Source organism: Dyella humi, from assembly GCF_044904605.1.
Lineage (GTDB): Bacteria > Pseudomonadota > Gammaproteobacteria > Xanthomonadales > Rhodanobacteraceae > Dyella_B > Dyella_B humi.
Genome location: NZ_JADIKI010000023.1, coordinates 768,112 through 779,501, shown reverse-complemented (window position 1 = coordinate 779,501; position 11,390 = coordinate 768,112). Strand labels below are relative to the sequence as shown.

Here is an 11,390-nt window from a genome sequence, read left to right as displayed (position 1 = left end):
CCATGTCCGAAATGACCATGACCGTAGGCGGGGGCAGTGGCGCGGAGGAAACACTGCGCTTCCATGTGACCGAAGGGCATCATCCAGAAAACGCCACGCTGCTGGGTTTCTGGCTGTATCTGATGAGCGATTGCCTGATCTTCGCCTGTCTATTCGCTACCTACGGCGTGTTGGGGCGCCAGTACGCCGGGGGGCCTTCCGCGGCGGAAGTGCTGGAATTGCCGGTCGTTGCAGTGAACACTACGTTGCTGCTGCTTTCTTCCATCACCTATGGCTTCGCCGTGCTGGAAATGCAGCAGAATCGCCGGGGTCCGATGACGGCGTGGTTGATCGTCACGTGGCTGCTCGGTGCGGGTTTTATCTCGCTGGAGTTGACCGAGTTTGCGCACCTGATATCGATCGGTGCGGGGCCGCAGCGCAGCGCGTTTCTCTCTTCGTTCTTCACCCTGGTCGGTACGCACGGCCTGCACGTGACCTGCGGCTTGATCTGGATGATCGTGCTGCTGGTGCAGGTCGGCAAGAAAGGGCTGATTCCCGCCAACAAACGTCGCCTGATGTGCCTGTCGATGTTCTGGCACTTCCTTGACGTCGTGTGGGTGGGCGTCTTCAGTTTCGTTTATCTGATGGGGAAGCTGTCGTGAGCGAACACACTCCACACGCGCATGACGATGGTCACCACGAGCATGGCGACGATGGCGTCGGCGCCATTCATGTCACGCTGAAAGGTTATCTCACGGGTTTTTCGGCTGCTGCGATGCTCACCATCCTTCCATTCTGGTTGGTGATGTCTGGTGCGTTTTCGAAAACAGGCCCCGCGGATGCTTTCATTTTGCTGCTGGCGGCAATCCAGATCGTGGTGCACATGGTGTACTTCCTGCATTTGAATGCGAAGTCCGAAGGCGGCTGGAACATGCTGGCCCTGATCTTCACCATCGTGCTGGTGGTGATCACGCTGAGCGGCTCGATCTGGGTGATGTACCACCTCAACCAGAACATGATGCCCTCGATGATGAAGGATGTGCGGAATTTGCCGTGAAGATGGTTTTCTCTGCCCTTCGGGGAGAGGGCAGGGGTGCGAGGCCAGTTTCGCGGGAATGACGGCCTTATGGTGTTATGCCTACGGTGTCGCAGTGTGGGATATCGGAACGATAAGATGCGATTATTGTTCACATGGCTTCCCAAGACACTTCCTCTTACGACACCCCACGCGCCCCTCGCGGCCCGCTAGGTCTGACGCTGCTCGCCTTGCTTGCCATCGGCCTGTTCGCAGGTTTCGTCTCCCTGGGCAACTGGCAAGTCCACCGTCTTGCTTGGAAGCGCGCACTGATCGCGCGCGTCGATGCACGTGTGCACGCACCGCCCGTCGCGCCGCCGCCGCGTAATCAATGGCCGAGTGTCAGTGCCGAAAAGGACGAGTACCTGCATGTGCGCCTCAGCGGCGTCTTCCTGCACGATCACCAGACGCTGATATGGGCGGCGACGGACGAAGGCAGCGGTTACTGGGTGATGACGCCGCTACGCATGGCGGATGGTTCCATCGTGTTAATCAACCGGGGCTATGCGCCGGCTGATTGGTGCGGCCGTGACGGGCATTGTTCACCGGGGTCGACTGGTGAAACGACGTTGACGGGCTTGTTGCGCATGTCGGAACCGAACGCTTTCATGCGCCATAACGAGCCTGCGCGAAACGACTGGTATACGCGCGATGTACCAGCTATTGCTGCCGCACGCGGGCTGCACGACGTGGCGCCTTACTTCGTGGATGCGGATGCCGCGCCAGACAACGGCACGCAGTGGCCGGAAGGCGGCAAGACGGTGATCAACTTTCCCAACAACCATCTCAGCTACCTGATCACCTGGTATCTGCTTGCCTTGATGGTGTTGGGTGCCAGCATTTACGTGGGTTACGGCGAATACCGCCTGCGCCGCGGCAGGTAATACCACGAGGCCGTCATTCCCGCTTTCGCGGGAATGACGTCCATGGGGCGGTGTTATCCGCGGGAGCCAAAGAACGTCGCCGTAAACATCGTGCTCAGCACGGCTGCCGTGGACGCGTCCGGCATCTCCGCAGGCATGCTCATGTTGAAGTAGAGCATGCCGTCGATCAGCGCCATGCTCCCCAGCGCCAAGTCGGGAGCGGGTAAGGGCGGTTGCATGCCCATTCGTTCGCAGAACTGGGTGATGAAGTAAGCGATCATGTCGCGCTTTTCCAGGCACAGCGCATTTAGCCGTTGGCGGAATTTGGCGTCGCGCACGGCGTGCAGTCGCGCTTCGGCCCACAGCACGTAACTGGTGCTGTCGCGATAGCACTGGCCGTAGAACAGGGCCAGCTGTTTTTGCAGATCTTCGTGGGATAGGTCCGCTTCCAGCAACTGCTGCAGATCCTCCTGGATGTTGGAGTGATCGAGCCTGAGCAGTTCGATGAAGAGATCCGTCTTGCTCTTGAAGTTGGAGTAGAACGCGCCGCGCGTATAGCCGGCATGACCGGCGATGTCTTCTACGCTGCTGGCGGCTAACCCCTTTTTGGTAATGGCGACGGCGCCCGCATCCAGCAGGCGCTGGCGGGTCTGTTCGCGGCTTTCTTCCCGTGTAAGGCGTTTGCGTGGCATGCGCCATCGTACCACGACGATCGGCACATGTATTTAAATACATACTTGTATTTGAATGCGTGTGTGAATTAGAGTCCGTACCCGTATTTGGCATTCCCCTCATCCCTGGAGCGGTCCGTGATCTACCCACTTCCCCCCAAGCTGCGCGGGCTGGCGCGGCGGCATATCCGATTGCCCTTGGTGGCGGCTATGTCTTTGATATGGCTGGCCGGATGCAGCAAAAAGGCACCGGAGGCAGAGGCCGCCGTACCGGTGATCGCCCTGCCCGTGCAGGCGGTCGATGGCGCCGTTGCGGGCCGCTACTCCGGCGACGTGCATGCGCGCTACGAGATGCCGCTGTCGTTCCGCATGGCTGGGCGACTGACCGCACGCTACGTCGATCCGGGCGAGCAAGTGAAACAAGGTCAGCCCCTGGCCCAGCTCGATCCCGCCGACCCCAGCTTGCAACTGGCTTATGCCAAGGCGGCCTTGGATGCGGCGGAGCATCGCCTGCTGTTCGCCACCCAGCAGCGCGACCGGGACGAGGCGCAGTTCAAGCAGAACCTGATTAGCCAACTGCAACTGCAGCAGACGCAGGACAACTACGCCTCTGCGCTGGCCGGCCGCGACCAGGCCCGGCAGCAATACAAGCTGGCGCAGAGCACCACCCTGGTGGCTGATCACGACGGCATCATCACCAGTCGCCAAGCTGAAGTAGGGCAGGTGCTGGCCGCGGGGCAGGCGGTGTTCGGCTTTGCCCAGTCGGGCGAACGTGAGGTCTACGTCGACGTGCCCGAAAGCCGCGTCGGCGGCATCACCATCGGCCAAGCGGCAATGATGAACCTGCCGGCCTCGCCAGGGCACAGTTATACGGCGCGCGTGCGTGAAATCGCACCTGCTGCTGATGCGCAATCGCGCACTTATTTGGTGAAGCTGGCGATCGATCACGCCGATGCATCACTGCAGCTCGGCATGACGGCCGACGTCGCTCTGCAAGGCAGCAAGCCTGCCGACGCCATGGTCACGATTCCGGCCACGGCCTTGTTCCATCAGGGCGAGCATCCGGCCGTGTGGGTGGTGACTCCCGGTGATTCCAAGCTCGACCTGCGCCCGGTCACCGTGGAGCGCTACGGTGAGCGCGATGTGCTGATTGCCGCTGGCCTGAAGGTCGGCGAGCGCATCGTGATGCAAGGCGTGCATGCCGTATCCGCGGGCGAAAAAGTCACGCCCATCGCGCCGCCGCATGCCGAGGACGCGCCGCAATGAGTCACGAGGACCGCTTCAATCTTTCCGCGTGGACCTTGCGCCATCAGTCGCTGGTGTTTTTCCTGATGGCACTGATCGCGCTGGCCGGCGTGCTGTCGTACAAGAATCTTTCCCAGTCGGAAGATCCACCGTTCACATTCAAGGTGATGGTGATTCAAACCTACTGGCCCGGCGCCACCGCCAAGCAGGTGCAGGAAGAAGTGACCGACCGTATCGCGCGCAAGCTGCAGGAAACGCCGGCTATCGACTTCCTGCGCAGCTATTCGCGTCCCGGCGAATCGCTGATCTTCTTCAACATCCAGGATTCGGCGCCGGCTGCCGCAGTGCCCGAAACCTGGTACCAGGTGCGCAAGAAAGTGGGCGACATCGCGGCGCAATTGCCGCAGGGCGTGCAGGGACCGTTCTTCAATGACGAATTCGGCGACGTCTACACCAACATCTACGCGCTAGAAGGCGACGGTTACACACCGGCGCAGTTGCATGACTATGCCGACCAGCTGCGCGTGGAATTGCTGCGCGTGCCGGGCATTGCTAAGGTCGATTATTTCGGCGACCAGAATCAGCACATCTACATCGATGTGGCGAATGCAAAGCTGGCCAAGCTCGGCATCAGCCCGCAGCAGATCGGGCAGGCGATCAACGAACAGAACGCGGTGGCGTCCACCGGCGTGCTCACCACGGCGGACGATCGCGTCTTCGTGCGCCCCAGCGGCCAGCTCGAAGACCTCGACGCGCTGGCCAACACGCTGCTGCACATCAACGACAAAAGCTTCCGCCTGGGCGACATCGCTACCATCCGGCGCGGCTACGACGATCCACCCAGCCAGACCGTGCGCTTCATGGGCAAGCAGGTGCTGGGCATCGGCGTCACCATGCAGCCGGGCGGTGATGTGATCCATCTCGGCACGGCGTTGGACGAAAAGGTAAGCGTGCTGCAGAAGCGTCTGCCGGCGGGCCTGAAGTTGTCGGAAGTCACCAGCATGCCGCACGCGGTGTCGCGCTCGGTGGACGACTTCCTGGAATCAGTGGCCGAGGCAGTGGGGATCGTGCTGTTCGTCAGTCTGCTCAGCTTGGGGTTCCGCACCGGCATGGTGGTGGTGATCTCCATTCCGTTTGTGCTGGCTGCCACCGCGTTGTGCATGGACATGCTCGGCATCGGCCTGCACAAGGTGTCGCTGGGTACGCTGGTGCTGGCGCTGGGCCTGTTGGTGGATGACGCGATCATCGCGGTAGAGATGATGTCGGTGAAGCTGGAGCAGGGCTGGGGCCGCGTGCGCGCCGCCGCGTATGCGTATACCAGCACCGCGTTCCCGATGCTGACCGGCACGCTGGTGACCGTGTCGGGCTTTCTGCCGATCGCGCTGGCCAAGTCGAGCACCGGCGAATACACGCGCTCGATCTTCGAAGTCTCGGCGATCGCGTTGCTGGTGTCATGGCTGGCGGCGGTGATCGTGATTCCGCTGCTCGGTTATCACCTGCTGCCGGAGCACCACGAACGCGCGAAGCCTGGGCAGGAGTGGTGGGCACGCTTTCTGCCGCAGCGTTGGAACGAAGCACGTGCTGCAAAAGCCGTGCAGCCGGTGCACAACGGCGACGAGATCGAAATCTACGACACCACGTTCTACCGCCGTTTCCGTGGCTGGCTGGATATGTGTCTGCGTCATCGCTGGCTGGTGCTGGCCTCGACGGTGCTGCTGTTCGCGATCGCGCTCGGCGGTTTTGCGGTGGTGCCCAAGCAGTTCTTCCCCAGCTCGGACCGTCCGGAATTGATGGTGGACTTGCGCTTGCCGGAAGGTGCCTCGTACGCCGCAACGCTGCGCGAGACCAAACGCCTCGAAGCGGTCATCAAAGATCGCAAGGAAATCGCCAGCTACGTCAGCTTCGTCGGCAGCGGCGCGCCGCGCTTCTACTTGCCGCTGGATCAGCAGCTGGCACAGCCCAACTTCGCGCAGTTCGTGATTACCGCCAAGGACCTGGACCAACGCGAGCAGTTGGCTACCTATCTGGACGGCGAATTGAAACGTGACTTCAGCGCCGTACGCACACGCGTCAGCCGATTGGAGAACGGTCCGCCCGTAGGCTTCCCCGTGCAGTTCCGTGTGGAAGGCGACGACATCGCCACTGTGCGCGGCATTGCCGAACAAGTGGCCTCCGTAATGCGCAATAACACTGATACCACCAACGTGCAGTTCGACTGGGACGAGCCGGCCGAGCGTTCCGTGCGCTTCGAAGTGGATCAGTACAAGGCGCGGCAGCTGGGGCTCACTTCGCAGGACATCGCCAACTTCCTGGCGATGAATCTGTCCGGCACCACGGTGACGCAGTTCCGCGAGCGCGACAAGCTGATCTCGGTGGATTTACGCAGCGAGCAGGGCGATCGCATTCATCCGGATCAGATCGAGCGGCTGGCGATACCCACGTCCAGCGGCACCGCGATTCCGTTGGCGCAGCTCGGCCATGTCGCCTATGGGCTTGAATACGGTGTGATCTGGGAGCGTGATCGCCAGCCCTCGATCATCGTGCAGTCCGACACGCGTAACGGCGCGCAAGGCCTGGATGTCACCAATGCTGTCGACAAAAAGCTTGCCGATATCCGCAGCCATCTGCCGGTGGGCTATCGCATCGAAGTCGGCGGCACGGTGGAGCAGAACGAGAAAGGCCAGAGCTCGATCAATGTGCAGATGCCGGTGCTGTTGGTCGCCGTGCTCACGTTGCTGATGATCCAGCTGCAAAGCATCGGCCGCACCTTCATGGTGGTGCTGACCGCGCCGCTGGGTTTGATCGGCGTGATCCTCGCATTGCTTATGTTCCATAAACCGTACGGCTTCGTGGCAATGCTCGGCACGATCGCGATGTTCGGCATCATCATGCGCAACTCAGTGATTCTGGTGGATCAGATCGAGCAGGATATTCGTGCCGGTCATCCGCGTTGGGAGGCGATTGTCGGCGCGACAGTGCGGCGTTTCCGACCCATCACGCTCACGGCGGCGGCGGCGGTGTTGGCGCTGATTCCGCTGTTGCGCAGCAACTTCTTCGGGCCGATGGCTACAGCCCTAATGGGTGGCATCACTGTCGCGACCGTGCTCACGCTGTTCTATCTGCCGGCGCTGTACGCGGCATGGTTCCGCGTGCGCGCCGATGAACCCGCTAGCGAACCGGAGGCTGCCACATGATGCCTGCAAACATGATGATCCCCGCGTTGCGGACCACAGCATTGGCCGCCGCGATGACTCTGGCTGGATGCGCCTTCGCACCGCCCGCCAAGCCGCCTGCCTCGCCTTCGCCAGCGCATTACACGGCCGAGCCAACGCCAGCCGAAAGCGCCAAGGTTGACGGTGTGGCGCAGCGATTCAGCCTTGGTGAGCGCGCCGTACCGGAATGGTGGCGCGCATACGGCAGCGATACGCTCAACGCGTGGGTGGAGGAAGGCTTGCGCAATAGCCCTTCGCTGGCGTCGACCCGGCATACGCTGGAATCTGCGCGTCAACTGCTGCGCGCGCAGGTCGGCGCCACCATGCTGCCCTCGCTGGATGGGCAGGCGCAAAGCAGCCGGCAGCGCGCGCTGGGCTTTCCGAGCTTCGGGCCGCCCACCAATCTGTACGACGTCTACGCCGGGCAGCTTTCGCTGAGTTACGACTTCGACGTGTTCGGCGCAAATCGGCATGGTATCGAACAGACGGCCGCGCAGGTCGATCAGCAATCCTACGAGTTCGACGCGGCCAAGCGCGCGTTGGCGGCGAATATCGTGACGGCCGCGATTAATGCCGCCTCGCTGGAGGAACAGGTGCGCACCAGCGAGCAGCTGTCCAAACTGGCGCACGAGCAGACCGATCTCACCGAGCACGCGCACGGCCTTGGCGCGGCGTCGCAAGACGATGTGCTGAGCCTACGTCAGCAAGCTGCAAGCATCGATACCTCGCTGCCGCCGTTACGCGCCCAGGCGCAAAAAGCACGGCATACCTTGGCGGTGTTGATGGGCCGCACGCCCGATCAGGCGCCTGCGAACCTCACGTTGGCGGACCTGCATCTGCCGGAAAACGTGCCAGTGAGCGTACCTTCCGAACTGCTGCAGCAGCGGCCGGACGTGCTGGCCGCAGAAGCATCGGTGCATGCGGCGTCCGCGCAGGTGGGCGTAGCGACGGCGAATCTGTTTCCGCACATTTCGCTGTCGGCGTCGCTGGGTACGGAAGCCTTCAAACCGTCGAGCCTGTTCACCAGCGCGGGTTCGGTGTGGAGCGCAGGGCTCTCGCTAACCCAGCCAATCTTTCACGGCGGCGAGCTGATCGCCAAGCGCAAGGCAGCCATCGCCAGTTACAACGCCGCGATTTCCAACTATCAGCAGACAGTGCTCAACGCGTTCCAGAACGTCGCCGACACGATGGTTGCATTGGATCAGGATGCCTTGACACTGCAGGCGGCGCAGGAGGAGGCCAAGGCGGCGGAACAGTCGTTCGCTAACGCCGATAGTCGCTATCGCCTGGGTGCGGTGTCCTATCCTTCGATGGTGCTCACCGAACAGCATTGGCAGAACGCGAAGCTGACGGAGATACAGGCCCGCGCGTCGCGGCTGGCGGATACGGCGGCCTTGTTCCAGGCGATGGGGACGCCGCAGGGCACGGTGTTGGCGGACAATTCGCGTCGCTGATGGTGATCAGTTCCCTCTCCCCTCTGGGGAGATGGTTAGGGTGAGGGGTCAAGACTTGCGGGAAAACAGGGCTGCACACGCCAGCGTGCAGGTGGTTGTTCCGCACGAATAACAATCAGGCGAGGTTGGCCCCTCACCCCAGCCCTCTCCCCGGAGGGGAGAGGGAGCTAGTTTTGAGCTCATTTCAAAATCCCCAGGCTGAAACGTCTATCAGGAAAGCCGCAATTGTTTTCCGATGGAACGAACGCCTTGAACAAGCCAAACCGCCCCCCTGCAGGTGTCCTGGGTATCGGCCTGGAAGCTTTCCTGCCCCCAGGCGTCTATGCGCCCAATCCGCGTCGACCCGCGCGTACGCCTTCGGTCGTCGTCGCGGCCCGTACCTCCACCGCCGGCGCGCTGGAGAATCTGTTCGACTCGCTGCGTCATCGCCAGGATTGGACCGGCCCTTGGTACAAGCGAAGCGTGACGGCGCTGAAGTACCTCGTGCGCAGCGTATGCATGTCGGCGCAGCATCGGCGCTTTCTTGCGTTCATTGCCGTCCATCCGGTGATGCGTGCCTATCGACGACGCGATCCGCGTCTGTTGGAGCGACACATGCATCGCTACATCAATGCGCATTGGCATCGGCGCGATCGCCTGGACTATCTGCAGCAACATTATCGCTTCGCGACGGCGCACTTGCCGCGCGGCTTGTTCGAGCTGGTCTATGCCATGGGCCATGCGAGTTTAGGGAGCCTGATCGCCAAGGATGGCTCCCTGCTGACGCTGTGCATGCGTCCGCCGATCTACAAAGGGTGCGAGGGCGAGCTCTGCCTGCAGCTGTGCGATGTGAATGAGGACCCGCTGTACAGCATCGTCTTCAGCGTGGCCGACTCGCAGCCGACACTGATGATCGGCTGCCTGCAAGGGCCGCGCGGCGACAACGCCAGGGACGTGGTGCGCGAGCTCACGCGCAACCTGCATGGCATGCGCCCGAAGCAGCTGATGCTATCGCTGGCGTACACCTTCGCGCGGCACTACGGCATCGAGCGGCTGGTGGCAATCAGCAACGAGGCGCATCCGCTACGCCGCAGCGGCCGCCCGCTTTATTCCGACTACGACGCGTTCTGGGAAGAGCAGCACGGCCGGCGCATCGGTGGCGGTTGGTACGCGCTGCCGGCCACGCTCGTGCACAAGACGGAGGCGGAGGTATCGAGCAACCATCGCGCTGCTTTTCGCCGCCGCGAAGCCCTGCGGCGCCAGGCGGAGCAGCTGCTGATCAATGCCTTGGGGCCATTGCCATTACGCATGCCGTCCGCCGTTGTGGCAGGCTCATGCAACGGTTCATAAGGTATGAGCACCGTGACGCTATCCGTGCACGTGAGCGACATCGAAAATCTGTTTCGCGAGCACAACCGCGCGCTGATCGCATTTCTGCAATGCCGCCTCAATTCGTTGTCGGATGCGCAGGAAGTGGCGCAGGAAGCGTACTTGCGGATGCTGACCATGGATAACCGCGAGGAAGTCGATTCCCTGCGCGGCTATCTGTTCAAGGTGGCCGGCAATTTGGCTATCGACCGCCTGCGCAAGCGGAAAGTGCGCAGCGATTTTGCGATCGTGCAGGCGCAGGACGAACCCGTGGACGAGCAAAGCCCTGACCGGCACGCCGTGGCGGTGGAGCAAGTGGCTGGCCTTCGTCACGCCTTGCATGAGCTGCCTCCCAAGGCAGCTCAGGCGTTCGTGATGCACGTGATCGAGGGGCGCGACTTTAGCAGCGTCGCGCAAACCATGAAACTCAGTGAGCGCATGGTGCGCTACCACGTCACTAACGCGCTGGCCCATTGCCGCGCGCGTGTCGATGAAAAGGAGGTGCCGTGATGACCGACAAGCAGCAGGACAAGATCGTTCGGGCCGCTGCCGACTGGTGGGTGCGGCTACGCGCACCTGATGCAGACAGCGACACGGTGGAGCAGTGGCTGACGTGGACGAGCGAGGACCAGCGTCACCTGGAAACGTTCGAGCGGATGAATGCGCTGGCAGAACGACTGGGCAAGCTCGACCAGATATCGCGCAAGGTGCTGATTCATGCCTTCGCGCGACCCGCGCAACTGCGGCGGCACAGATTTCCGCTGGCGGCGGCCGCTTCGATCGCCGCGGTCGCGTTGTCTGGCGCGGTCTATTTTGGTTGGACGCACTTTGCCTTCGGCGATACGGCGCAGGTCTATCAGAGCGCGCTTGCGCAGAACCGCGATTTCATCTTGCCAGACGGCACGAAGGTAGCGCTCGGTGCGGCATCCACACTGACCATGCACTACGGTCGTGATCGGCGCAGCGTGGAGCTGCGCGGCGGTGAAGCCTTCTTCGACGTCGTGCACGACAACAGCCGTCCGTTCGTGGTGACGGCGGGCGACGTATCCGTGCATGACATCGGCACCGCATTCGATGTGCGCCGCACCGGCGACCGGGTGACGATCGCGGTGACGCAAGGACGCGTGTCGATCGCCGATCTGCGTGCCACCGCCAATCGGAACACCATGCTGGAAGCCAGCGCGGGTCAGCGCGTATCTTTCGATCCGAACGCAGCGGGTATGACCGTCGGTGCTATCGGAGCTCAGCAGGCGGCGGCCTGGCGCGATGATCGGCTGGAGTTCATCGACGAACCGCTGAGCGTGGTGATCGCGAATCTGAATCGCTATGCCGGCAAGCCGATGCATATCGCCGATGCAGACCTAAATGCGCTGAGCTATACCGGCACCATCCGTACCGATGCCATCGACAGTTGGGTGGATGCATTGCCGCAAGTGTTTCCGCTGCAGGTGAGCAAAGAACCGGATCGGGTGATCCTTTCCGATGCAAGTCGGCGTTGAAGGAAATGTAGGTTGGGGTGCAACCTCAACAGCGATGCGGTTGCA

General features: G+C 62.1%; 10 protein-coding genes. 9 read left to right on the top strand and 1 reads right to left on the bottom strand.

Translation table 11 applies throughout. The annotated features are described in order from the left end of the window. Positions 1 to 2 precede the first annotated feature (2 nt). The 3 genes from cyoC (at position 3) to ISP18_RS14780 (ending at position 1,938) form a co-directional block, all read left to right on the top strand. Positions 3 to 641: a cytochrome o ubiquinol oxidase subunit III gene (cyoC, locus tag ISP18_RS14790; RefSeq protein ID WP_380013452.1), complete on the top strand. Its 639-nt coding sequence runs from the start codon at positions 3 to 5 to the stop codon at positions 639 to 641. Further along, positions 638 to 1,036 (top strand): cytochrome o ubiquinol oxidase subunit IV, encoded by a 399-nt coding sequence (gene cyoD / locus ISP18_RS14785; RefSeq protein WP_380013449.1) that lies wholly within the window; start codon positions 638 to 640, stop codon positions 1,034 to 1,036. Before cyoC ends, cyoD begins: the two co-directional genes overlap by 4 nt. A 134-nt stretch (positions 1,037 to 1,170) precedes the next feature. Further along, a complete protein-coding gene (locus tag ISP18_RS14780) occupies positions 1,171 to 1,938 on the top strand; it encodes an SURF1 family protein (RefSeq protein WP_380013446.1) in 768 nt (255 codons plus the stop codon). Between the two features lie 53 nt (positions 1,939 to 1,991). Here the strand turns inward: ISP18_RS14780 and ISP18_RS14775 are convergent, their stop codons facing one another. Next, positions 1,992 to 2,609 (bottom strand): TetR/AcrR family transcriptional regulator, encoded by a 618-nt coding sequence (locus tag ISP18_RS14775; protein ID WP_380013443.1) that lies wholly within the window; start codon positions 2,607 to 2,609, stop codon positions 1,992 to 1,994. Positions 2,610 to 2,726: 117 nt separating this feature from the next. On the opposite strand from ISP18_RS14775, the gene ISP18_RS14770 reads away from it, so the two are divergent. From ISP18_RS14770 to ISP18_RS14745, 6 genes are all read left to right on the top strand, one after another. After that, a complete protein-coding gene (locus tag ISP18_RS14770) occupies positions 2,727 to 3,854 on the top strand; it encodes an efflux RND transporter periplasmic adaptor subunit (RefSeq protein WP_380013440.1) in 1,128 nt (375 codons plus the stop codon). After that, positions 3,851 to 7,027 carry an efflux RND transporter permease subunit gene (locus ISP18_RS14765; RefSeq protein WP_380013437.1) on the top strand — a complete coding sequence of 1,059 codons (3,177 nt, stop codon included), beginning with the start codon at positions 3,851 to 3,853 and terminating at the stop codon, positions 7,025 to 7,027. The genes ISP18_RS14770 and ISP18_RS14765 overlap by 4 nt, the downstream gene beginning before the upstream one ends. Further along, positions 7,024 to 8,499, top strand: a complete 1,476-nt coding sequence (locus ISP18_RS14760; RefSeq protein WP_380013434.1) for an efflux transporter outer membrane subunit — start codon at positions 7,024 to 7,026, stop codon at positions 8,497 to 8,499. Before ISP18_RS14765 ends, ISP18_RS14760 begins: the two co-directional genes overlap by 4 nt. 249 nt (positions 8,500 to 8,748) lie before the next feature. Further along, the gene (locus ISP18_RS14755; protein WP_380013431.1) at positions 8,749 to 9,828 is read left to right on the top strand and encodes a VirK/YbjX family protein; all 1,080 of its coding nucleotides are present in this window, start codon (positions 8,749 to 8,751) and stop codon (positions 9,826 to 9,828) included. A gap of 3 nt (positions 9,829 to 9,831) precedes the next feature. Beyond that, positions 9,832 to 10,356, top strand: a complete 525-nt coding sequence (locus ISP18_RS14750) for an RNA polymerase sigma factor (RefSeq protein WP_380013428.1) — start codon at positions 9,832 to 9,834, stop codon at positions 10,354 to 10,356. Next, positions 10,356 to 11,345, top strand: coding sequence for a FecR family protein (locus ISP18_RS14745; protein WP_380013425.1), 990 nt, complete (start codon positions 10,356 to 10,358; stop codon positions 11,343 to 11,345). The genes ISP18_RS14750 and ISP18_RS14745 overlap by 1 nt, the downstream gene beginning before the upstream one ends. The last annotated feature ends 45 nt before the right edge of the window (positions 11,346 to 11,390 follow it).